At 51.5% G+C, this 24,480-nt stretch carries 17 protein-coding genes; 10 read left to right on the forward strand and 7 right to left on the reverse strand.

What is annotated here, in order from left to right; translation table 11 throughout:
• Position 1 precedes the first annotated feature (1 nt).
• The 3 genes from B152_RS0109325 to lpdA are packed head-to-tail and all read left to right on the forward strand — an operon-like array spanning position 2 to position 3,789.
• Positions 2 to 1,015: an alpha-ketoacid dehydrogenase subunit beta gene (locus B152_RS0109325; RefSeq protein WP_026261423.1), complete on the forward strand. Its 1,014-nt coding sequence runs from the start codon at positions 2 to 4 to the stop codon at positions 1,013 to 1,015.
• 2 nt (positions 1,016 to 1,017) lie between these two features.
• Complete coding sequence (locus B152_RS0109330) at positions 1,018 to 2,391, forward strand: dihydrolipoamide acetyltransferase family protein (protein ID WP_020592145.1); 1,374 nt, start codon at positions 1,018 to 1,020, stop codon at positions 2,389 to 2,391.
• 3 nt (positions 2,392 to 2,394) lie between these two features.
• On the forward strand, positions 2,395 to 3,789 hold the full coding sequence (lpdA, locus tag B152_RS0109335; protein ID WP_020592146.1) for a dihydrolipoyl dehydrogenase: 1,395 nt from the start codon (positions 2,395 to 2,397) through the stop codon (positions 3,787 to 3,789).
• A gap of 142 nt (positions 3,790 to 3,931) precedes the next feature.
• Here the strand turns inward: lpdA and B152_RS0109340 are convergent, their stop codons facing one another.
• Entirely contained in the window at positions 3,932 to 4,894 is a 963-nt protein-coding gene (locus B152_RS0109340; protein WP_020592147.1) for a UDP-glucuronic acid decarboxylase family protein, read from the reverse strand.
• Positions 4,895 to 4,933: 39 nt separating this feature from the next.
• A complete protein-coding gene (locus tag B152_RS0109345; protein WP_020592148.1) occupies positions 4,934 to 5,959 on the reverse strand; it encodes a glycosyltransferase family 61 protein in 1,026 nt (341 codons plus the stop codon).
• A 266-nt stretch (positions 5,960 to 6,225) separates the two neighbouring features.
• Between B152_RS0109345 and B152_RS0109350 the strand changes: the two genes are divergently transcribed.
• The 3 genes from B152_RS0109350 (at position 6,226) to B152_RS0109360 (ending at position 9,004) form a co-directional block, all read left to right on the forward strand.
• Complete coding sequence (locus tag B152_RS0109350; protein ID WP_211212179.1) at positions 6,226 to 6,738, forward strand: dihydrofolate reductase family protein; 513 nt, start codon at positions 6,226 to 6,228, stop codon at positions 6,736 to 6,738.
• A gap of 3 nt (positions 6,739 to 6,741) precedes the next feature.
• Positions 6,742 to 7,299 carry a TetR/AcrR family transcriptional regulator gene (locus tag B152_RS0109355; protein ID WP_020592150.1) on the forward strand — a complete coding sequence of 186 codons (558 nt, stop codon included), beginning with the start codon at positions 6,742 to 6,744 and terminating at the stop codon, positions 7,297 to 7,299.
• Positions 7,300 to 7,495: 196 nt separating this feature from the next.
• Complete coding sequence (locus B152_RS0109360) at positions 7,496 to 9,004, forward strand: FMN-binding glutamate synthase family protein (protein ID WP_020592151.1); 1,509 nt, start codon at positions 7,496 to 7,498, stop codon at positions 9,002 to 9,004.
• A gap of 200 nt (positions 9,005 to 9,204) precedes the next feature.
• Here B152_RS0109360 and B152_RS0109365 read toward each other — a convergent pair whose 3' ends face one another.
• Both B152_RS0109365 and B152_RS0109370 read right to left on the reverse strand, forming a co-directional pair.
• Positions 9,205 to 10,275 (reverse strand): hypothetical protein, encoded by a 1,071-nt coding sequence (locus tag B152_RS0109365; protein WP_157231014.1) that lies wholly within the window; start codon positions 10,273 to 10,275, stop codon positions 9,205 to 9,207.
• Positions 10,276 to 10,581: 306 nt separating this feature from the next.
• Positions 10,582 to 13,101: a GcvT family protein gene (locus B152_RS0109370; RefSeq protein ID WP_020592153.1), complete on the reverse strand. Its 2,520-nt coding sequence runs from the start codon at positions 13,099 to 13,101 to the stop codon at positions 10,582 to 10,584.
• A 727-nt stretch (positions 13,102 to 13,828) separates the two neighbouring features.
• On the opposite strand from B152_RS0109370, the gene B152_RS0109375 reads away from it, so the two are divergent.
• The 3 genes from B152_RS0109375 to B152_RS25270 all read left to right on the forward strand — a co-directional run bounded on the left by B152_RS0109375 (position 13,829) and on the right by B152_RS25270 (position 21,174).
• Positions 13,829 to 15,403: a trimethylamine methyltransferase family protein gene (locus tag B152_RS0109375; RefSeq protein ID WP_026261425.1), complete on the forward strand. Its 1,575-nt coding sequence runs from the start codon at positions 13,829 to 13,831 to the stop codon at positions 15,401 to 15,403.
• 423 nt (positions 15,404 to 15,826) lie between these two features.
• Positions 15,827 to 16,819 carry a GlxA family transcriptional regulator gene (locus B152_RS0109380; protein ID WP_020592155.1) on the forward strand — a complete coding sequence of 331 codons (993 nt, stop codon included), beginning with the start codon at positions 15,827 to 15,829 and terminating at the stop codon, positions 16,817 to 16,819.
• A 134-nt stretch (positions 16,820 to 16,953) separates the two neighbouring features.
• Positions 16,954 to 21,174, forward strand: a complete 4,221-nt coding sequence (locus B152_RS25270) for an ATP-binding protein (RefSeq protein WP_157231015.1) — start codon at positions 16,954 to 16,956, stop codon at positions 21,172 to 21,174.
• Positions 21,175 to 21,320: 146 nt separating this feature from the next.
• Here B152_RS25270 and B152_RS23140 read toward each other — a convergent pair whose 3' ends face one another.
• A complete protein-coding gene (locus tag B152_RS23140; RefSeq protein WP_020592157.1) occupies positions 21,321 to 21,644 on the reverse strand; it encodes a PilZ domain-containing protein in 324 nt (107 codons plus the stop codon).
• Positions 21,645 to 21,835: 191 nt separating this feature from the next.
• On the opposite strand from B152_RS23140, the gene B152_RS0109395 reads away from it, so the two are divergent.
• Positions 21,836 to 22,285, forward strand: a complete 450-nt coding sequence (locus tag B152_RS0109395; protein WP_020592158.1) for a hypothetical protein — start codon at positions 21,836 to 21,838, stop codon at positions 22,283 to 22,285.
• A gap of 8 nt (positions 22,286 to 22,293) precedes the next feature.
• Here B152_RS0109395 and pdxR read toward each other — a convergent pair whose 3' ends face one another.
• Together pdxR and B152_RS0109405 are read right to left on the reverse strand one after the other, a co-directional pair.
• A complete protein-coding gene (pdxR, locus tag B152_RS0109400) occupies positions 22,294 to 23,793 on the reverse strand; it encodes a MocR-like pyridoxine biosynthesis transcription factor PdxR (protein ID WP_020592159.1) in 1,500 nt (499 codons plus the stop codon).
• Positions 23,794 to 23,929: 136 nt separating this feature from the next.
• Positions 23,930 to 24,382: a MarR family winged helix-turn-helix transcriptional regulator gene (locus tag B152_RS0109405; RefSeq protein ID WP_020592160.1), complete on the reverse strand. Its 453-nt coding sequence runs from the start codon at positions 24,380 to 24,382 to the stop codon at positions 23,930 to 23,932.
• Positions 24,383 to 24,480 lie beyond the last annotated feature (98 nt).

Here is a 24,480-nt window from a genome sequence, read left to right on the forward strand (position 1 = left end):
CATGAGCAGAATGACTATGATTCAGGCTATCCGTGATGCCATGGATGTCAAGATGGGCCAGGATGAAGACGTCGTCGTCTTTGGTGAGGATGTGGGGTATTTCGGCGGGGTGTTCCGCTGTACCCAGGGCCTGCAGGAAAAATACGGTCGCAATCGCTGTTTCGATACCCCGATCAATGAATCCGGGATTGTCGGCGCGGCCATTGGCATGGCGGCCTATGGCTTGCGTCCCTGTGTCGAGATCCAGTTCGCGGATTATGTCTATCCGGCCTATGACCAGATTGTGTCCGAAGCCGCCCGTCTGCGCTATCGTTCCGCCGGGGACTTTACCGCACCGATCACGATCCGCATGCCGACAGGCGGCGGGATCTTCGGCGGACAGACCCACAGCCAGAGCCCGGAAGCAGTTTTTACCCAGGTTTCCGGCCTCAAGGTGGTGGTGCCTTCCAATCCGATTGATGCCAAGGGGCTGCTGATTGCCTCGATTGAAGACGACGATCCCGTGATCTTCCTCGAACCCAAGCGCCTGTACAATGGCCCCTTTGACGGCCATCACGAACAGCCGGTCACCCCTTGGTCCAAGCACGAGCTGGGCGAGGTGCCGGACGGCCATTACACTGTTCCGCTGGGCAAGGCCAAGGTCACCCGCGAAGGTTCTGCTGTGACCGTTCTTGCTTATGGCACCATGGTCTATGTGGCCGAAGCTGCCGCCCGCGAAACCGGGATTGATGCCGAGATTATCGACCTGCGCACGCTCTTGCCGTTGGACGAAGAGACTATCATTGCTTCGGTCCAGAAAACCGGACGCTGTGTGGTGGTTCACGAAGCAACCCTGACCTCGGGTTTCGGGGGCGAGCTGCTCTCGCGGGTGCAGGAAACCTGCTTCTATCATCTCGAAGCTCCGATCATTCGCGTGGCCGGATGGGACACGCCCTATCCCCATGCCCAGGAATGGGACTATTTCCCCGGACCAGCCCGTGTGGGTCGGGCCCTTGTTAAAGTGATGGAGGCCTGATCATGGGTGAATATGTCATCAAGCTCCCCGATGTGGGCGAGGGCGTTGCCGAAGCCGAGATTGTAGAATGGGAAGTCGCCATTGGCGATGTGGTCCAGGAAGACATGGTGCTGGCCGCTGTAATGACCGACAAGGCCACGGTGGAGATCCCATCACCCGTGGACGGTCGTGTGATCTGGCTCGGCGCGGAACCCGGTGATATTATGTCGGTTGGTGCGCCGATTATCCGACTGGAAGTCAGCGGTGAAGGCAATGTCTCTGCTTCTGACAAGGCGGCCAAAGGATCTGAAGCTGAGGTATTGATTGCCAAAGCAGCAAAAGCCGCCAAGGATGTCGCTGCAGAAGAAAAGGCGAAAGCATCTATTGCTCCGGTGAGTGCAAAAGCGGAAACCACGGCTCCTGCTTCTGCCTTTGTTGCTGACGTGCGAACCAAAGTGACTATTGAAAAACCCGCCGCTTCTCAGGCGCGCCGCACAGTTTCCGGCCCAACCCGAGCCGAGGGCGAGAAACCGCTGGCCTCGCCATCGGTCCGTAAACGGGCCAAGGAAGCCGGGGTCGATCTGCGACAGGTGCCGGGTACCGGCCCGGCAGGGAGGATTTCCCACGAAGATCTGGATGCCTATTTTGATGGCAGCACCATCACGACTCAATCCGGCGGCGGCTTGCAGGCCAACACCTCTGTTACTGATATCAAGGTGGTGGGACTGCGGCGCAAGATTGCGGAAAAGATGTCGATTTCCAAATCGCGCATCCCGCATATCACTATTGTTGAGGAAGTGGACATGACCGCGCTGGAAGAATTGCGTGGTACGCTCAACAAATCCAAATCAGATGACAAACCCAAACTGACGCTGCTGCCCTTCCTGATGCGTTCTCTGGTCAAGGCGGTGGGCGAACAACCTGCACTCAACGCGATTTTTGATGATGAAGCCGGGGTGGTCCATCAGTACGGTGGTGTGCATATCGGCATGGCGGCCCAGACCCCGAACGGTCTGGTGGTGCCTGTGATCAAACATGCCGAAGCACGTGATATCTGGGGCTGTGCCGCCGAGGTCAATCGTTTGGCAACCGCTGCCAAAACCGGTACAGCCACCCGCGAGGAACTGGGTGGTTCAACCATTACCATCACCTCGCTCGGTCCCCTTGGAGCCATAGCCACAACCCCGGTGATTAATCACCCTGAGGTGGCGATCATCGGCGTCAACAAGATGGCGATCCGGCCGATGTGGGACGGTACAACCTTTGTCCCGCGCAAGATGATGAATATCTCGGCCAGTTTTGATCACCGGGTGATCGACGGCTGGGATGCAGCGGTGTTTGTCCAGAAGATCAAATCGCTTCTGGAAAGCCCGGCAATGATCTTTATGGAGGGCTAGGCCGTGAAAGAAATCAAGACAAAGCTTCTGATCATCGGTGCTGGTCCCGGTGGTTACATCTGTGCCATTCGTGCGGGACAGCTGGGCATCGATACGGTGATTATCGAGGCAGGCAAACCCGGTGGCACCTGCCTGAATGTCGGTTGTATCCCTTCCAAAGCCCTGATCCATGCGGCGGAGGAGTTTGAAAAGGCGGTGCATTTCTCCGGCGATAATGCCCTGGGTATTTCGGCTTCCGCGCCCAAGATCAATCTGAAAAAAACTCTGGAGTGGAAAAACGGTATCGTCAGCCGTCTGAATTCCGGTGTTGCTGGACTGCTCAAAAAACACGGCGTGAAAACCGTCGAGGGCTGGGCAAAGTTCCGGGATGGAAAAACCGTTGCAGTGGAAACCCCGACAGGTACCCAGGTTATCCGCGCGGAATATATCGTTATTGCGACCGGATCTGCACCGATCGAACTGCCTTTCCTACCCTTTGGCGGGCGCGTGATTTCCTCGACCGAAGCTCTATCCCTGAACGAGGTTCCGGCCAAACTGGCTGTGGTCGGCGGCGGCTATATCGGGCTGGAGCTGGGCATCGCCTATGCCAAGCTGGGCAGTGAAGTCACCGTGGTTGAAGCCGCCAAAGCGGTGCTGCCACTTTATGACAAGGATCTGATCCGCCCTGTAACCAAACGGATGAAAGAACTGGGCATCAAGGTCCTGACGGGGGCCAAGGCCAAGGGCCTTTCCAGCAAGGGTGATGCCTTGCTGGTGGAAAATGGCAGCGGCAAGGATGTCAAAATCCCGGCAGACAAGATTTTGGTCACGGTGGGGCGCAAGCCGGTGACCGAGGGCTGGGGGCTGGAGGAAATCGACCTCTTTATGGAGGGACGTTTTATCCGCATCAATGATCGCTGCGAGACGTCGATGCGCGGGATCTATGCCATTGGCGATGTTACTGGTGAGCCGATGCTGGCCCACCGCGCCATGGCGCAGGGCGAAATGGTGGCCGAACTGATCACCGGGGAAAAACGGTCCTGGGACAAGGTCTGTATCCCGGCGGTCTGTTTTACCGACCCCGAGATTGTCACCGCGGGTCTGTCCCCCGACGAAGCCCGTGCCCGTGGATACGAAATCAAAAGCGATCTCTTCCCGCTACAGGCCAATGGCCGGGCCATGTCGATGGAACGCGAAGAAGGCTTTGTCCGCATTGTCGCCCGTGCCGACAATCATCTGGTACTGGGTATCCAAGCGGTGGGATCAGGCGTGTCCGAACTCTCGGCCAGCTTTGCCCTGGCGCTGGAAATGGGCGCAAGGCTCGAAGACATCGCCGCCACCATCCACGCCCACCCGACCCAAAGCGAAGCTCTGCAGGAAGCCGCCCTGCGAACGCTGGGACATGCGCTGCATATATAGATTGGACAGTTCAGCTTTGATCTCTGGGTAAAGTTCAAAAGGCGCCGAAATTTCCGGCGCCTTTTTCATTTTCAAGTCCTGTTCTGATCCTGATGTTTCACGAAAGTATTGAATTTATATGTAATAATAAAAACATGTGGGATTAGTTCGTGCTTTCAGCAGCTTCATTCCGCACGATATTCTCAAAATATTCGATTGTTTTGACCAGGCCTTCTCTAATCTGAACTGTAGGGGACCAGGATAGTTCACTTGTTGCTTTGGAAATATCGGGTTTTCTTTGCGTTGGATCATCTTGTGGTAAAGGTTTGTTGATGATTTTTGAGCTGGATCCGGTCAGTTCGATAACGATTTCAGCAAGCTCGCGAATGGTGAATTCGTTCGGGTTCCCGACATTTATCGGCCCGGTTACGTCATCAGGCGTATCCATCATCCGGATCATGGCCTCGACGAGATCGTCACGATAGCAGAAGGATCTGGTCTGCGAGCCGTCCCCGTAAATCGTGATGTCCTGATTTTGCAGTGCCTGCATGACAAAATTGGAAACAACCCGACCATCATTCGGGTGCATGCTTGGCCCATAGGTATTGAAGATACGCAGTACTTTTATCCGCAGGTTATGTTGGCGCCAGTAGTCAAAAAACAGGGTTTCCGCGCAGCGCTTGCCTTCGTCATAACACGAGCGGATGCCGATCGGATTGACGTTGCCCCAATAGTCTTCGGTCTGCGGGTGGACAACAGGGTCTCCGTAAACTTCAGAGGTCGAGGCCTGGAGAATTTTGGCGTTGGTTCTTTTAGCCAACCCAAGCATGTTAATGGCGCCATGTACGGATGTTTTCGTCGTCTGCACGGGATCATGCTGATAATGAACGGGTGAGGCCGGGCAAGCGAGGTTGTATATTTCGTCGACTTCGACATAGAGTGGGAAACAGACGTCATGGCGCATGAGCTCAAAGCGGGGGTGGCCAATAAGATGCTCTACGTTTCTTCTGGTGCCGGTGAAGTAGTTGTCGACACAGAGTACTTCATCGCCCCGTTGCAACAGACGCTCGCAGAGATGCGAACCAAGAAAGCCTGCTCCGCCGGTAATCAATATTCTTTTGTTCATTTTACTCTTTACCTCGGGCGTACGCCCTTTTGTAAGGGCTTAAGAAAGACTGAGTACCCTGGACAGGCATTCCTCCAGCGAAGCCGGATTGATCATCATATTGCTTTTATCGTCAATGCTCTCGGCGATCAAATACTGATAGCTGTGGTGCATGACATGAGAGAGGTTAAAATAACAGGTGTTTAGCTCTGTTCTCTGGGGATGGAGTTCAATCACCTTTCCTCCCTCTGGCATAAACATAATGTTTGTCATACCTGCGCCATGGGGACCGACGATCATTTCGCAGGATGCCGCGAGCTCAACCTGTTCTGTAAATGAGAGGGTTTCGAAAGAGATTGCTTCAAAGCCGAACTTCTCAAGAACGGGCAGTATTTCATCTTCATTCTGGACCAGCCGATTGGGGGCGAGTTTTCGGCTTATATAGACCCGGCGCTTAGGGGGCGAGGATTTGCTCCAGGAACGTCTGAATTTTTCCGCGACAGCTCTAATGGTTGGCCCATGGTTATTTCCGACTTCGCCCGCATAGGTAGGGAGAAACAGTTTTCCAAAACGTATTGAGGCAATGCTTTGGCTGATATAGAGAGGCTGTTCCTCTCCAAGAAGCTTGAGAGATTCCGGAATAAATTTGGGTTTAAGGCAAATCTTCGGCAGGTATAGCTGTGCGTTAACGCCCTGTTCCCTGGCGAGGTATAGGCGTGGAATCGTATCTGTCAGCCAGTGGTAGTAATTATAACTCCAGACGTCGCTGACCCAAAGACCGCTTACGGCTTTGCTTCTATGAAGGCTGGAGAGCCACAATCGAAGCTTACCTTTAATCCTTTTCTTTTTAGCATCAGGCATACGAAAAGGATTAAAAGCTTCTCTCACGACACTATTGTTTGACCACAGCCAGCCATTGCCAAGAACAACGGCATCTTCGATTTCCAGTAGCTCACTTGCCGGAATTGTCTGCTCTGTTGCTTCTTGGAAGAGGCCTTCATCCGCAGCAGAAATATTGACTGGGTACTCCCGACGAGCCTGCGTTGTTTCGGTCAGGGGAGTTCTATGAATTTTTCCGCGCTTCATACAGAAATTTGCCTCTGGTATTCTAAATTTTGCAAAAACTTAAAACGCTTGTCCTATTACATAATCCAATTTTTGTCGCAACTTATTTATAGACACGCTGAATTACACCAGATTTTCTCGTCACAATGTTACGAAGGTTTATACATAAATTTTTTGGTTGGGAAGCAATAATCATTGTCAATCACGTCACATAATTATACGATGTATAATTATGTGACGTGATTGACTTACATGGGAATAAAACGATGATTTCTGGACATATTTTTATGGCGATGAGTCTGGATGGTTTTGTGGCGAGAGAAAATCATGACCTGGACTGGTTGATGAAACAAAAGACCGGAGGGGAGGATCTCGGGTACGACACATTTGAAGCCGGGATTGACGGGATTGTGATGGGGAGCGGGTCTTTCCTGAATGTGTTGAGATTAGGAGAGTGGCCCTATAAAAAACCGGTTGTTGTGATGAGCCAGTCGCTCAGGGATGATGCTGTCCCTGAAAATATTCAGAGCAAGGTTCGTATCGCCAGAGGAGGGCCGAAGGCGTTGATGGCATCGCTTGAAAGTGATGGGTGGAAAAGGGTCTATGTCGATGGAGGGCTTCTTGTGCAGTCTTTTATAAGGGAAGGTCTGATCTCAGATCTGATTATAACTGTCATCCCCATTCTAATTGGAACAGGCCACAGACTTTTTGGTGCCCTTGAGAGAGATATCGATCTTGAATTGACAGGATCCAGATCTTTTAAATGTGGGTTCGTGCAGAATAGTTACAGGCTGCTGTGAGTGATGAAAAAAACGGGATCTGCTGGACGGCCTTTTAAAAATATGGAGAACCTGTCAAAGGATCTTATACTCAGGCATGCCTTGTGCCTTATTGATGAAGGTGGTGCTGATGCTGCTTCCTTTCGGGTTCTTGCCAAAGCCTTGAACGTAACGCCTATGGCAGTGTCGCACCATGTTGGCAACCGTAAGAAAATGCTGTCCAGTCTGGTGAAAATGGTTTTCGACGGTGTTGGGGAAAAGCCAGAGGGTAAGACACCACAAGCAAGACTGCGGATGTTATTGTCGCGCTACTGCGAACAGGTTCTGTTACACCCAAATCTTATTCAGTGTGTGCTCGCAGATCTTTCCCTGATGGATGAACAGCTGCTGTCCCTTACAGAGCTGATCCGGTTAAACCTCAAGGAAGCTAATCAATCTAATGATGATATTCTTCTAAATCTTCTTATTGATTATACACATGGTTTTGCCGTAGCGGCGGCTGCCGCCCCAAAAGAGAGTGTGTTATCTTTGCAGGATTATCTGAAAAGTCTGGACTGGATATTGGACCGTCTTGAAGGTTGATGTCGTTTTTACAATCAAAGATCACACTCAATTTGACTTTTAAAAATTTTCGAGAAAATGGTGGAGTAAAAAATTCATACTCTCTATGCGATCATGTTTGTATGGCTGGCTCAAATAACCAAAGCGTGGTTTTTTAAGCGCAGTGTTTGGCGATCACCTATAGAGCAAGATCAGGAATTACGCGGGGGACAGAGCAATGGGACAGATTTCAGAGTTTGTGGTCGGCTTTATGGAGCTGCTGTCGTTTCTCTTTATCACGGCCATTGGTGTCGGGGTGCTGTGGCTGGTCTTTGCCTATATCAAGGACAAGACCCAGACCGAAAGTACCTTGCGACGCAACTATCCGGTCATTGCCCGCTTTCGTTATCTCTTTGAGCATCTGGGCGAGTTCTTTCGCCAGTACTTTTTTGCCCTCGACCGCGAGGAAATGCCCTTTAACCGGGCCGAACGTTCCTGGGTTTACCGCGCCGCCAAGAATGTTGATTCCACTGTGGCCTTTGGTTCGACCCGCGATCTGCGTCCGGCGGGCACGGTCTACTTTGTCAACTGCGCTTTTCCCACCCTGGACGAAGACGCGGTTGAGCCCGGCCCGGTGGTCATCGGCCCCTATTGCAGGCAACCCTATGAAACCGAAAGCATCTTTAATATCTCGGGCATGAGTTACGGTGCGATCTCTATCCCTGCAATCCGGGCGCTTTCTGCTGGTGCAAAAAAGGTGGGGATTTGGATGAACACGGGCGAGGGCGGTCTGTCGCCTTATCACCTCGAAGGCGGGGCCGATATTGTGTTCCAGATCGGCACAGCCAAGTTTGGTGTGCGCAAACCCGAAGGTGGTTTTGACGAAGCAAAACTGCGCGAGGTTGCCGGACATGAGCAGGTAAAAATGTTTGAACTCAAGCTCAGTCAGGGCGCCAAACCGGGCAAGGGCGGGATTCTGCCCGGAGCCAAGGTGACCGAGGAAATCTCTAAAATTCGTGGTGTGCCTGTTGGTCTTGATGCCATCAGCCCAAACCGCCATCCCGAGGTGCGCAGCGAAGGTGACTTGCTTGATATGCTGGCCTATATCCGAGATATCACTGGCAAGCCGGTTGGCTTCAAGCTGGTGGTCGGGGCTTATGACTTTTTTGATCTGCTTTGCGTGGAAATCAATAAACGCGGGCCGGAAACTGCCCCGGACTTTATCACCATCGACAGCGCTGATGGCGGCACGGGTGCAGCCCCTATGAGCCTGATCGACAATATGGGTATGCCACTGCGTGAAAGCCTGCCGCTGGTGGTCGATACCCTCAAACGTCATGGCCTGCGCGAGCGGGTCAAGGTCTGTGCCAGTGGCAAGATGATTACCCCTTCGGATGTAGCCTGGGCCTATTGCGCCGGGGCTGATTTTGTCAATTCCGCACGCGGTTTTATGTTTGCGCTGGGCTGTATCCAGGCCCTGCAGTGTAACAAGAACACCTGCCCGACGGGCATTACCACCCACGACAAGAAGTTGCAGTTTGGCCTTGATCCTGTTGACAAGGCCCAGCGTGTGGCCTGGTACGCCAAAAACATGCACAAGGAAGTCGGTACTATTGCCCACAGCTGTGGCGCTGCAGATGTCCGAGGTCTGAAGCGCAAACATGCCCGCGTGGTGATGGACAACGGCCGCAGCATCTCCATGGCCGACCTCTATCCCGAACCAGAACTGATCAAGGCGGCGGAGTGACGGTTAGAAACGCGATTTGGCAGGCCCGGCTTGGGGCATGGGAAGTGGGTATTCGAGAAGATTGTGTCTGACTTGGTGGATTACAAAATCAAGGCTCGTTTCACTTCCCGGGATTTCTCAACAATTTCGTGGTCGCCCGAGTAAGGCAATGTATTGAACCGGGTGTGAATACCCAATAATTGAATGGCAAGGGGTGAGGGTTACTGCCCTTCATTAGCGCTTTGGAAAAGGGGGTTATCCCTTTCGGGGTAAACTTGGAATAAGGACCTTTTGACAGAAAAAAGATCCTGTGATTCTGGATCGAACAAAAAATAAGTTGAAGTATTGAATTTATTTGGTTTGATTAACTGACCATTAACAAGAAAATCTTTGTCTGAATATTTCATCCAAGAGCTGTCATTTCTTTTTTGACCATCAGGTTCCTTCCGGAAAACAAGGCGATCCCAAGTATTATTATTTGAAACGGTTATGACACCATCTTCAGGTAATAATTGAACGATTAAATCTTGCTCACTTAAGTCGACACCAAAACCAAGAACTGGAGTATTTTTATTCAAGCTTTGAGAACTTACGCCGTGCCCTCCATAACCCGTTGCTAATTCACGAGAATAGCCAAGATCGCGAAACATTTTATCAATAAGGTATATTGGTGAGTTTTGATTTAATTCAGGTCGATGCGCAACACGTTGAGGGCTGTTGTAACTATCAAGCTCTGCATCAATTAGCGTATTATAGCCGCGCCATTTCTTTTCTGTTAGAACTTGAGCATAAAAAGCCACAAAGAGCACCTTCTTGTGTTTATTTGGTGGTTTAATTCCAGTGAACCAAACAAAATCATCTGGTTTTGAAGGTTTTTCGATCGGTTTATAGAAGGGAAATCCACTATCAGAAAGCAACTCACTGTGGATTTTTATATTTTTAATGCGTCGGTTCGGGTGTGTGAAGGATTTCCGGTCGATATAATATTCTAAAGTTTCAATTGGGCTATAACTTGGAGTCCAGCCAATACGCGGAACATAGTCTGGGGCATTTTGACGTGCACGAATTTGTGTCTTGCCCTCTGTATCCAGAAATTCCTCACGATCACATTCATAAGGGGTCCACATCATCACGGCACTTTGATCGGGCAAGCGTTCACCAAATGCCAAGGGATAAGGGCGGTATTCGGTATAAGCGCGCTTGAATAAGGTTTCCAACCCCGCATTGCCCAAGGCTACAGTTTCACAGGTAATCACTCGCTCCATATGTACGGGTTGATCATTGACGACCATGTCGACAGTAACTCGGACATAGAAGGTTGGTTCATGCTCGCCACGTTGCAACCACATGGTGAGGAGGATCAGCGCAATCGGTGTGGCAACTATAATGCCTATTATGGTGAGAACTATTCTCCCGAGCATGATCGCGAAGCCTCGTGATTGCGTTCCTCTTTGTACTAGAGGATTAAAGGACTGTTTTGTACAACCGGAACGGTTAATTTTTCAGAAATAATAGGCTAACGTTCTTAAACAAAAAAGGCGCCGGAAAATCCGACGCCTTTTGATTTGTTACTCTCAGCGAGTACGCGGTTGCCGGGATTATTCGACAGCGCGGAGCTTTTTGTTTTCGGGATCGTAGGGTGATTCCTCGATAACAGTTGCTTTGTAGAGATCGCCGAGGATGTAGATTTCCAGCTCGGTGCCGATGTCGGCCAGATCCGGACGGACCATCGCCAGGGCGAGGGACTTGCCGGTACGCCAGCCGTAGCCACCAGAGGTCACACGACCAACCATCTCGCCATTGAGATAGATCGGCTCGGAACCGCGGGCGTCGACGTCCTTGATACCGTGAACTTCCATGGTGACGAACTGGTTTGCAAAACCGCGTTCTTTCCAGGCAGCCAGAGCCGCTTTCCCGATGAAGTCTTCTTCCTTGTCCAGGCGGACAAAGCGGTCGAGACCGGTTTCAAGAGCAGCGTACTCGATCGACATTTCGGTCGGGATCAGACGATAGGACTTTTCCAGACGCATGGAATCCATGGCGCGAATACCGAACGGCTTGATCCCAAATTCTTCACCAGCTTCCATCAGAACATCAAAGAGATAGTTCTGCATTTCGATCGGGTGATGCAATTCCCAGCCGTATTCACCAACGAAGTTAACACGGGCGGCCGTAACCGGAGCAATACCGACAGAAATCTGCTGCGCAGTCAGCCACGGGAAAGCCTGGTTGGAGAAATCGGCGTCAGACAGTTTTTCCATCAGCAGACGGGATTTTGGTCCGGCGATAACAAACACGCCCTGCTGGGTGGTGATTTTCTGCAGATCAACAGAGCCGTCAGTTGGCTTCAGCTTGGTCAGATAATCCCAGTCGTGACGTTCCTGAGCACCCGCGGAAACCAGATAGTAGCTCTGCTTGCCAGTTTTCAGGATGGTGAATTCCGCGCGGACACCGCCGTGCAGGGTCAGCATGTGGGTCAGTGCCATACGGCCGATCTTTTTCGGGATCTTGTTGGCCACCAGGCTTTCCAGCCAGGCTTCGGCACCACGGCCCTGAACGATGAACTTGGAGAAGGCGGACATGTCGAGCAGACCGACGTTCTCTTCAACGTTTTTACATTCCTGACCTACGAACTCGAAGTAGTTGGAACGACGGAAGGACCATTTTTCCACAGGCAGCTTGCCGGGTTCGGCAGGAGCGTGGTTTTCACGGGTGATGGTGTCGTCCTGGTTGAGCTGTTCTGCGGTCAGGCCATAGCCTTCCGGAGCAAACCAGTTTGGACGTTCCCAGCCATAGATTGTGCCCATGACAGCGCCGCGCTCTTTCATGCGGTCATAACAGGGCGAACGTTTCAGGCCACGCGCTGCAGGACGGGATTCGTCCGGGAAGTGCGGGGTAAAGACGTTGGAATAGGCTTCTTCGTTTTTAACCTTGAGGAAGCCACGGCTTGCGTAAGGGCCAAAACGGCGGGGATCAACACCGGACATGTCGATGGTCGGTTCACCGTCGACGATCCATTCTGCTAGCTGCCAGCCTGCACCACCGGTCGCGGTGATACCGAAAGAGTGACCTTCGTTGAGCCAGAAGTTTTTCAGACCCCAAGCCGGGCCGATGATCGGGGAGCCATCAGGAGTGTAGGCAATCGCGCCGTTGTAGACTTCCTTGATACCGACCTCAGCAAAGGCAGGAACACGGGTGAAAGCGGTCTCGATGTAAGGCATAAGGCGTTCGAGTTCTTCGTTGAACAGCTCATACTTCGCATCTTTGGCCGGGCCATCAACATAACAGCACGGCGCGCCAACTTCGTAAGGGCCGAGCAGCAGGCCGCCGGCTTCTTCACGCATGTACCAGGAGGAATCAGACTCGCGCAGAACGCCCATTTCAGGCAGACCAGCCGCGTGACGGGCTTTGATTTCCGGGTGAGCTTCGGTCACGATGAACTGGTGCTCGACCGGAATAACCGGAATGTCGAGGCCAACCATGGCACCGGTCTGGCGGGCAAAGTTACCCGTACAGGAAATGACGTGCTCACAGGTGATGTCGCCTTTATCGGTCTGGACCAGCCAGCTGTCATCGTCCTGTTGTTCCATACCGATGACCGCAGTGTGCTGGTGGATCTCGGCACCGAGGTTACGCGCACCTTTGGCCAGGGCCTGGGTCAGTTCAGCAGGCTGAACGTAGCCGTCGTCCATGTGCTGGATCGCGCCAAGGATGCCGTCAGTGTTACAAAGCGGCCAGATCTCTTTCAGTTCTTCCACTGAAAGCCAGCGCACGTTCACACCAAGGGTTTTGGCAACGCCGACATAGTAGCGATACTCGTCCATACGGTCCTGGGTACGGGCCAGACGGATGTTGCTGACCTGTTTCAGGCCGGAGTGCAGACCGGTTTCGGCTTCGAGCGAAGCATAAAGATCAACCGAGTACTGGTGGATTTTACCAACAGAGTAGCTCATGTTGAACAGGGGAAGCAGACCGGCGGCGTGCCAGGTGGAACCGGAGGTGAGATCGTGACGCTCGAGAAGCGCAACGTCTGACCAACCTTTTTTCGCCAAGTGGTACAGGGTACCTACGCCGACAGCACCACCACCGATAACCACGGCTTTGTAGTGAGATTTCATCGCCTGACTCCAAGTTTAATGCGACTAACGTGTCTTAACACAACACGCGTTCCAGATTGTTTCATTGTGCTTCTGATGACGGGTAGTGGAAAATCGATCAGCCCTGGTGACCTTGTGGTCGGCAGCTGTTCAATACAACAGACCCTTGTCAGAAGTACGCGCCATGATGATGGAGAACAGGTCTGTAAACGTCCTATCGGTTTGCGTCATCAGCATTGCATATTACGACACGAATGATTTTTTGCGACATTTTTTCCATTCTCATCCTGCTCGGATTGGGAACCGTATACTTGCTGGGACAGTCAACAACCGGGCGGGACGAAGGGTGTATTCGCGGATGATGCGGCAACAGAATGGTAGTACCAGATGGCTGAAATAGAAGTCATTTTGGAATTGGTTCGCTGAAGTTTGCCGGGGACGAGTACAAACTTTTTTCTGATCTGCCTCTTTGTCCTTTTGCGGAATAAAAGTGAAAAAATATGTCTCCTGCAGCAAAGCGACTCGTTTCTTTAAAACCTGCTCTTTCCGGACGAGAGGAAAGTTTCGTACAAAAAAACGTCAAAATCTGTTTTAATGATACGCAACAAGCCAACGGTCAGTGGTTTTTTTTCCCAGGAAACAGCCAGTTTCTCCCGCTTGCCGCTTTTGGTTTTCAGACTGTCGCAAACTCGACAGAGAGGAAACGGTCCGGGGGGAATATTTCGAAGAGTCTATGGGAGGGCTTTTTATGAGTGATAGTGATACAGAACAACAGGCTGGTCGTGCCGGTCGCGCTGGCCGTGGTCGTAGTGGCGGGGGAGCGGCGTCACGTCGTGCTGCCCGCTCTGGCGGTTCATCGGCACAGCTGAAGTTCATTACCCGCAAGATTCCTTATTTCGAAACGCTGAACGAAGAAGCGCTTGAAATTATCGAGGAAAATGCGGAAATCATCCTTGAGGAAATCGGGATCGAGTTTAGGGATGATGCCGAAGCGCTCCAGATTCTGAAAGATAACGGGTGTGATGTTCAGGGGGAGCGCGTTCGCTTTCCCCGTGGATTGGCGCGTCAGTGGTGCAAACATGCGCCGAGCCAGTTTACCCAACACGCCCGCAATAGTGAACGCAGTGTCATCATCGGCGGGAACAATACGGTTTTTGCTCCGGTCTATGGTCCTCCCTTTGTCCGGGATTATGATGGTGGGCGCCGCTATGCCACGATTGAGGATTTCCGCAATTTTGTGAAGCTGGCCTATGCAATGCCAGCACTGCATCACTCGGGCGGAACTGTCTGTGAACCGGTCGACATTCCGGTGAACAAGCGTCACCTCGACATGCTCTATTCGCACATCCGTTATTCGGACAAACCCTATATGGGTTCTGTCACGGCGCCGGAACGTGCGGAAGATTCCATTGCCATGTCCAAACTGGTTTTTGGCGACGAGTTTGTTGAAAACAACACGGTGATGATCAGCCTGATCAACGCCAACTCGCCGATGACTTTTGACGATACCATGCTTGGAGCGTTGAAAGTTTATGCGCGTAACATGCAGGCCTGTATCATTACGCCGTTTATTCTGTCCGGTGCCATGGCGCCTGTGACACCTGCTGGTGTTATGGCCCAGACGCTGGCCGAAGCCATGGCCGGGATTGCTTTCGCCCAGATGGTCCGCAAGGGCGCGCCTGTTGTACTCGGCTCTTTTGCCAGCTCGATTTCCATGCAGTCCGGGGCGCCGACCTTTGGTACGCCTGAACCTGCGCTGGTCCTCTATGGCATGGCACAGCTGGCCCGTCGTCTGGGGCTGCCGTTCCGTTCCGGCGGATCGCTCTGTGGGTCCAAGACGCCGGATGCACAGGCCGCCTATGAATCTGCCAACACCATTATCCCGACAGCACTAGCCGGGGTTAACTTTACCCTGCACGCCGCTGGCTGGCTCGAAGGAGGACTGATTTCCTCCTATGAGAAACTGGTGATGGATGCGGATCAGCTCGGCATGATGCAGCGGATGCTGGATGGCTATGACATGACTGAAAACGGTCAGGCGATGAGCGCGATCCGCGAAGTTGGTCCGGGCAGCCATTTCCTTGGCTGTGCCCATACCCAGGCCAACTTTGAAACAGCATTCTTCCGGTCGACCATTGCCGATAATAACTCTTTTGAGCAGTGGGAATCCGAAGGCTCCAAAGATGCCTATCAGCGGGCAAGTGGGCTGGTGAAGAAGATTCTGGAAGAGTATGTGGCACCGGAGCTTGATCCGGCGATTGATGAGGCAGTACTGGAGTTTATTGCCAATAAAAAAACATCCATGCCGGATGCTTTCACTTAAGATCGACCAGTAAAAAGATTATGTCGCTGGATAGATATTGAAAAATAACAGCGATTAATCGACTTAACAAAAGAGGCAGCCGGGTGCTGCCTCTTTTTTATTGAAAAAACCGCGTGAAAGTATGATGACGCGGCTTGTCGACCTCTATTCTTTCTGATATCTGGCGTCTTAACAGTAAAAACGAAATAACGATTAACTGTTCTGAATGCGTCATTTCTGGTGAAGGAAGCCGAAAGTTGTTATGCTTCTGTGTTTCTGGTGTTTTGTTTCCGGGTTCTTCGCGACCAGAGCAACATCAGGTCACGGAACAGCTGCTTCTGTTCCTTTTCTGGAGACAGGTCCGCAAGGAAAGCCTTCGTTAAGGCCTTTGCGTCAAGATCAGTTAATGGGTTTTAAAATACACACGTGTCAGGTGAGCATAAAATGATTCGTAAGGCCCCGCAGGAACTACCCCAACGCATAGTCTTTTTTCTGGTTCCCCGTTTCTCGCTCATTGCCTTTACCTCGGCATTGGAACCTCTGCGTCTGGCAAACCGTGAGTCCGGCAAAAGGCTGTACAGCTGGAGCCTGGTTTCTGTCGATGACCTTCCCGTTCGCTCTTCCTGTGGTATCCCCTTTACACCGGATGCCAAGCTCGACGAATTACAGCATTTTCACACCGTGGTGGTCTGTAGCGGTGAAGATGTCCAGAAAGTTGATGATCGGCGGATCTATTCCTGGCTGCGTCGGGTAGACCGGACTGGCGTTGATGTCGGGGCTCTCTGTACTGGGGCGCATATCCTGGCCAAAGCGGGGCTGCTGGATGGCTACAGCTGTACCATCCACTGGGAAAACCTTGCTGGATTTCTGGAAGATTTTCCAGAAATAGAAGTTACGCCAGAGCTGTTCGAAATTGATCGCAACCGCTTTACCTGTGCAGGAGGAACGGCGGCTCTTGATATGATGCTCAATGTGATCTCGGCCCAGCATGGTCATGAACTGGCATCAGAAGTCGCCGATCAGTTCATGCACGAGCGTATTCGCGACCAGCACGATCAGCAGCGGATGTCCCTGCCGATCCGCCTCGGGGTTCGCCATCCCAAACTTCTCGCGGTTATCAAACTGATGGAAGACAACCTGGAAGAACCGCTGACCCGGATCCAGCTCGCTCGTGACGCTGGCTTGTCAACCCGACAGCTTGAACGTCTGTTCCGCAAGTACCTGAGCCGTTCTCCGGCGCGGTATTATCTGGAACTTCGCCTGAACAAGGCTCGCCTGTTGCTGTTGCAGACCAATATGTCGGTCATTGATGTGGCTCTGGCCTGTGGTTTTGTGTCTGCTTCGCATTTTTCCAAATGTTATCGTGATTTCTTTGGTCGTACACCCCGCAAGGAGCGAGGATTGCCGAGTCTTGCCGGAGAAGACGACGAGGATTAACCGTTTCCAAGCCTAACTCGAATAAGCAGAGCCTGCGCGCAGGAACTGGTAATGTTTGCTTTTTTTTGTTAAAGAAGCGTTCACCTACCCTCTTGTAAACTGCCCGTGATCACCGCCTCGCGGAGACGGTGTGGTTGTCTCGCTATAAACTGAGTTTGCTGATGAAACTGACCAAGGCCGCAACCTTTCTGGTCGCGTTGACGGGTGTTTGTGCCAGTGTTTCCCTGTGGGTTTTTCTAAATACCATCAACGAGGAAACGCTTCATCGAAATGCTTCCTATGAAGCTACTCTTTTCCGGCAACAGATCCTCAACGGGATCGAAAGCCGGGTTGATGTTCTGGAACGTTTTGCACAACGCTCCCATATTTCCGGTGAACTTGACCGGAGAAAGTGGGATCATGATGCCCGGGCAATTGTCGAGGATTTCCCGGGATTTCGGGCTGTTGAATGGGTTGATCCAGAAAATATCATTCAATGGGTTATCCCCCTGAAGGGGAACGAAAGTGCCCTGGGACTGGATCTCAACAAAATTGAGTGGCGCCGCAATGACATCAAGAACCATGCCCGCAAGGGGCGGATGCATATTTCAAAAGCAATCGAGCTGGTTCAGTCCGGCAGCGCCGTTATTATTGACTTTCCGCTGAATTTTGAAGGTCACTATAACGGCTTGATTGCCGGGATAATCGAACTTCCGGTTTTTCTGGATTTTGTGACCAAACCACTTGGCACCAGGGGGTATTCGATTTCAATTCTCGATGGGGACAAGCAGCTCTATTATAAGCTTACCGAACAAAGCCACGCTGGTCTTGCTTACAAGCAGTCTGTGCCTTTGCCTTTTCCTGGAAACAGGCATTGGAATATAGAAGTCTGGCCAAACGAGACAGTCCTGGATCAAAACCGCCGGCAATACCCTGTCTGGGGACTTGTCGGCGGTTTGCTGTTAACGTTTCTACTGTCAGGGCTTTTTCATCTTGCCCGTCTGGCGCAATTGCGTTCGAGTGAACTGCACCGGGTCAATCATGCCCTGGTTGAAAGTAAAACGCGATTACAGGCTTTTTCCGATGTTGCTTCCGACTGGCTCTGGGAGAGCGATGAAAATCAGCACCTGTGTTTTGTCAGCCCCCAGGTTACCAAAATCACCGGGCGGGCAGATAAAGAATATCTTGGCCAAGCCGTTTCCAGTTTGATTATTGAAGATGAGAAAAGTGATTCAGGGAAAATCCTTCATGCTCTGAAGCGCCGTCAACCCTTTAGAAATCTGCTTTGCCGCAGTCTGGATGTTACGGAACAGACGATCTGGATCAATATCAGCGGTGTTCCCCTGCTATCAAATGATGGCGAGTTTCTCGGCTATCGGGGCAGTGCAAGCGAGGTGACAAACCGGGTAATTACGGAAGAGCGTTTCAAAACCCTGTTTGAACATTCTTCCGATGCGCTTTTACTCAAGGGGAAAACCGGGTTTCTGGATTGCAACCAGACCGCTGTACGGATGAGTGGCTGTAAGGACAAGACCGAGTTGCTGTCTCTGCAGATGGAGGATCTTGCACCCGAGTTCCAGGCAGATGGAGAACGGTCTTCTTTCAAGCTGCTTTCCATGACTGACAAGGCATTAGCCGAAGGTATAAGCCGGTTTGAGTGGACCATGTGTTCATCCTTTGACCAGGAGTACCCGGTTGAGGTCACGATAACACCGATTATCACCCTGGGCGAGGAAGGGCAGCTGATCTCGTGGCGGGATATATCTGATCTTAAACAGCGTGCGGATGAAATTTCCCGGCATTACTCGGTTTTGAAAACAACCCTTAACACGATTGATCAGGGCGTTTGCATGATTGACAGCCAGCGCATTATCGCTGTGAACAATCCACTTTTTTATCGTATTCTTGGCATTTCTTTCGAAGCTTTTCCTGTCGGCGCCAGCATTGATAAAATTGTCGAGCAAATCGAGGCCCACCGTGATTATGGTGTGAAAGGCAAACAGAAACAGGATGAAAGTTTGCTGGATTTGCTGATCCGTGGGGAACCTTTCTTCCTGCCTCTACATATGTCCAATCGGCAGTTTCTTGAAGTTTCGGGAAGCCCGGTGATTGATAACGGGATGGTTCTGACCTTTAGCGACGTGACAGAAAGACGGGCTGCCGAAGAATTCCAGCAGGCGGTGACGTCGAACCTGCCAGGCGCCGTTTATCGATTGACGCTTGATGACGAAGGAAACATATCTTTCCCCTATGTGAGTGACGGGATACGAAAAATCACAGGCATAAGTGCCAGCTCGATCAAGATCAATCCTGATCTTCTGGCAACGGCACTTGATGGCTATGATTATCGGCTCTGGCTGACTTCCATGGCGGAAGCCGGTGCCGAGACGCAACGGCTTGATTTCGAGATGCGATTTAAGCAGGCCCCGGATAATTATAGCCAGCCCCGCTGGGTGAGGTCGATTGCCCAATTAAGTCATAACGACCTTGGCATAGCACAGTGGGATGGTGTTTTGCTGGATGTCACCAAACATAAAAATGCCGAACTGGCTCTTGAACAGAATCTAAACGATCTGCAGATGGCGCATGAAGCTTTGGAAACCCAGAGTGGTGAACTGGCAAATATGGCAGAAGAACTCAGTGTCGCGCGGGATCTGTCTGAAGCTGCGAACAAGGCAAAATCCGAATTCCTGGCGACCATGAGTCACGAAATCCGGACGCCGATGAACGGTGTGATGGGGATGGCGGAAATGCTGCTGGAAACCACCCTTGATTCAGAGCAGTACGAATTTGCCAAGATGATCAATGAGTCCGGTCAGGCCTTGATGAACATCATTGATGATGTGCTTGATTTCTCCAAGATCGAGGCCGGGCGGATGGAGCTGTCGGTATCGGAAGTTGATCTGGTCGGGATTGTTGAATCAAGTCTGAACCTGCTTGCCTCGCGGGCGAACGACAAGGAACTGGCAATTTCGGCCTACCTCCCGCCGGATCTTGATCGGCATATCGTCGCTGACGGAGGCCGCGTGCGTCAGATCCTGCTTAACCTGCTCGGCAACGCAATGAAATTTACCCTGCAGGGTGGTGTCAGTGTAAATGTCTCAGCTGATGAGGCACCGGTCGACAGTACCAAGGTGAGGCTGCGTTTTGAAATACGCGACACCGGAATCGGAATTGGCAAGGATGTCCAGAAACATCTGTTTGAGAAGTTTACCCAGGCAGATGCCTCGACGACCCGGAAATTTGGCGGGACAGGTTTGGGGTTGGCTATTTGTAAACAGCTTGTCCACCTCATGGGTGGAGAGATCGGGATCAAAAGCCAGATCGGGCAGGGCAGCACTTTCTGGTTTACTGTCGAGCTGACTAAATCTTCGCGGGACATTGAGCTGGTCGGGACAGTAAAACCCGAGGAAGAACTCGGCTGTGAGTCTGCACTGCTTTATATGGAAAACAATTTTTGTACCGAGCATCTCTGTCGCTATTTGCGCGAAGCAGGTATTCGGGTTGAGGTGACCAACGAGTGCAGCAAAGCGGTTGCAATTCTTGAACAGCAAGACATTTCGCTGTTTCTGGCCAGTGACGATTGCGGTAACTCCGAGCTGAAGACCCTGGCTGCTGCTTTTGAAAAGCTCGGGAAACAAAAGACTTTCTATTCGGCACTTTTGATCCAGCATAAATCCAGCGAGATCCAGCTTTGGGCCAAAGGGCTTGGTTATCACGGCACGCTGGCGTTACCGATAAACCATAGTTCGTTGCAAAATTTTCTTCGCCTTGCCTTTTATGAACGCGATGAGCCTGCGATGGAAAAACGCTTCTCCCTGCGCGAAGTGGCTCTGAAAAAACAAAATTTGAAAATTCTGGTGGTGGAAGACAACAGGATAAACCAGAAACTGGCTGTGACCATGTTGGCCAAAGCCGGACATCAGGCGCATGTCGTTGGAAATGGTCAGGAAGCACTTGATACTGTCACCTCTGGCGAAAGTTTTGATCTTCTGCTGATGGATATGCAGATGCCAGTGATGGATGGGCTTGAAGCCACACGCCGTATCAGGGCTTTGTCGGATCGTGCCTTGGCGACAATTCCAATTATTGCCATGACGGCGAATGCGATGGAGACAGACCGCGAGCTTTGCCTGGATGCGGGAATGAATGAATACGTTTCAAAACCGATCAATCCGGGTGAGCTTTTTTCCAAAATCTCTGCCTGTGTTGGCGACATCGGGGACGTTTCGCCGGAAGGCCTGGCCGAGACCTCGCAAAGAATGAAACAGGCTGGAGCCCGGAATAGAGGTGACGAAACCGAAAACAATCCTGCCGTTCCGGATCCTGCCCTTGATATCTTTAAAGGTCTGCTGGAGAAGCTGGATGGACTGTGATCAGGAATCGATCCAGTTAACAGGGGGCCGCTTGTATGGCCTGTCTTGCTTCATGACGTGGACGGGGGCCAAAATCTGCTTTTGGTTTAGCAGCCGTCAGCTTGATCCCTAAAAAGATTAGCCGATCAGTCAAGAAACAGAAAAGCTTAGGATTTGCTGAAAGGTTCAAAGCAGCTGTCTGGCAACAGGCGTTCAAGCGCATTTGCAATATCATGAGGGTCATCGGTGAAGGTAACGCCAACACTGGTGCCTTTATGCCAGGCAACCGAAACATTCAGGGCCGTTGTCTGGGAGAACCTGATTGTCTGGATTGATTTACTGTCCAGCGGTTTATCCAGCTCAAGTTTGGCACCGGTAAGGGAGATGTCTATTACCGCGCAATCCCGACGATCATAACTTCCTTTCATACTGCCGGCCATAACGACCTCAGCACGAGGGAAAGTTCTGCGGTCTTCATTTGAGTCAGTCATTGCCGGGAGTCTTTCTTTTTACGGTCCTGTATTACACATGGATACCTTATTGGGCTTAAAAAATCTTTAAAGTGTAATCGTGGGTATATGATCCCTGGAGCCTTGTTTTATGGTTAATTTTTGTCAAGAAATATTTAACGTAAATTTTAGATTTAATTCCCTAAAATAGCAGAGCTTGTACGGAGATTGTCATGCTCGCTGTTGCCGAAGAAATGAATTACGCTGAAACCTGCCTTGATGGAAAAACTTTCCTCGAGATGGAGGAAGAATTGCTCTATGTGCCTGAGCATTCCGAGCAGGCTGTTCACAACTTGCAGGGTATGCTTGCCAATTCGATCCTGTACGAGAATTCAACTAGATATAAATCTTCCGATCTCAATCAGGCCTTGCGGATGACCGAGGCGGGATCCCGACCTTTGATGGATCTCTGTGCTGAAGATGAAGACGATGTTGAGAGCATCGACACAGCAGAGGCAGTGAAGTCCCGCATGCCCCGTCCTTCTTCTTTTATGGGCATGGGCATGCTGTCTTATTTCATGCATAGCGATGATTTTGAGGAGCATGGTGAGACCGTTCCGATGGACGTCTTGCTGGATGAAGAGGATCTTGCACCGGTTCCTTACACCTCTGTCTTTCATTAAAATATAAATCAGGCGCGTGTTCTGTTCGGGCTCAAGCTTTGCCTTGTCGCCTTTTCCAGTTGCAGGATTCCTTCGCCAATAAATTTTTTCTCAATCGCGGTATAGCCCAGTCTGAAATTTGATTTGGGTTGTTTGTCACCGGAGTAGTAGACATTACCGGGCTCAAGAACAACGCCTTGTTTCAAGGCATTCTCCCGCAAGATATTACTGTCGAGGTCCTGTGGACCTCTGACCCAAATGCTGGAGCCACCATAGGCAGGCTGGACATAAAAACCGATTTCTGAGGTTTCCAAAGCCTGCTTGATCTCGAGCCAGCGGCTTTTGTAAATTCTGTGCAGACGTTTACGCAGAGCATCGTGATGCCCCAGAGCCAGAAACAGCGCCATAGTGCGCTGGTTGTTGGTCGGGGTGTGGCGGTGCATCAGTCGTGCCAGGGCTCTGGCTTCGCGAATGACCTCGGCTGGGCCGACAAGATAGCCAAGCCTCAAGCCGGGAAAGAATGATTTCGACAGGCTGCCGACGTAGATAACCCGTCCTGACTGATCCAGGGATTTGATGGCGGGTGTCGGGGTACCGATAAAGTTCAGTTCCGGTTCATAATCGTCTTCAATGATAATGATATTTTCCCGCTCGGCCTTTGCCAGCAGCGCACGGCGACGTTCGATTGGCAGCGTGACAGTGGTGGGGAACTGGTGACTTGGTGTGATGTAGAGCAGGTTGCACCCGGTAAGCTGTTGATCCGGGATCAATCCTTGTTCATCCACTTCCAGTTGGCGCATGGCGGCCCCGGTCAGTTCGATCATATTTCTGAGGTCGGGGTAACCGGGATTTTCGATCCCCGCCAGACTGTTTTTGTCGAGAAAAAGCTGGGTGAGCATAAAGAGGCTATTTTGCGCCCCGGCAGTTACCAGGATTTCATCTTCACGGGCGTGTATCCCCCGCGCAGGCAGGAGGCGGGTGCGGATCTGTTCGATCAGGAAGGGGTCATCCGTTCCCAAACGGTCCTCGGTCCAGTCAGCCATGGCGTTAAGGCTCAGCGCCTGCCGGGAACAATCCCGCCAGGCCGTGATGGGGAAGAGGGCCTTGTCGACCTGAGCGGTGACAAAGGGGTAGGGGTAGTCACGCCAGTTAGCCGGTTTTTCAATATTGGCCTGTCGGGTTGGCTGGCGTCTCAGATGTGCTGTAAAATCAGTTTTTGCTGGTGTGCCCACAAGGGAGGGAGGGGCTTCGGTCTCGAAGGGAGAATGGCTTGGCAAGGTCAGGCGGTCACTGACGCAGATGCGGCTACGCTCTTTGCTGGCAAGAAAGCCGTCATCAATCAGAGCTTGATAGGCCTGTGTAACCGTTATGCGTGAAACTTTGAGCTGAGCGGCGAGCTTTCGGCTTGAAGGGACTGCAGCCCCGGGAGGCAAGGTCCCGCCCAGAATGCCGTTAACCAGTTGCCGCCGGATTTGCAGCTGTAAAGATTCTTCACTGTTTCGGTCGAGGACAAAAATTTGATCAGTCATGGTCTTCTACAGGCTATCCAGATATGTAACATGATATTTCATTATTCTGGATATAACAGGGATATCTATCTGGATATAGACTTTTGGCTGCTATTCTGGTGTCGAAACTCATTTTTTGGGAGTAATCAGGAGGAAGTCAGGAACCGTTCTGGCGCAGAGTATGGTTCAGTTGTTTTAACTGTGTAAGCAGCTGTTGGAATGTTTTGAGGTCAAGGCCACTGGAACAGGCAACGGCCTGCTGCATTTCGGTTATTTTCTGTTCAAGAGAACGTGCCTTTGAACTTAGGCCGACCATAACCTTGCGTTCGTCTTCGCTGCTGCGTTCTCTGGTCACCAGTCCTGATTTTTCCATGCGTTTGAGCAAAGGAGAGAGGGTGCCTGAATCGAGATGCAACGATTTGCCCAGATCCTTGACCGGGATCTGTTGCTGGGGTTCCAGTGCCAGATAGACCAGATACTGTGGATAGGTCATATCCAGTTCAGACAGAAAAGGAGTGTATTTCCGGATAATTGCCTGAGAGCTGGAGTAGAGCGCAAAACAGAGTTGTTCCTCCAGGCAGGATAATTTGGGCGTCTCTTGCATCTGCATCTTGATTTTCTTTGGCATCTTGGACGAGTTGATTGAAAAATGTCTCGGGAACCAGCTTTCCCAATAAAAACTAGGCCACAATCAGGTCGGGGGAAAGG

It is taken from the genome of Kiloniella laminariae DSM 19542 (assembly GCF_000374005.1).
GTDB classification, from domain to species: domain Bacteria; phylum Pseudomonadota; class Alphaproteobacteria; order Kiloniellales; family Kiloniellaceae; genus Kiloniella; species Kiloniella laminariae.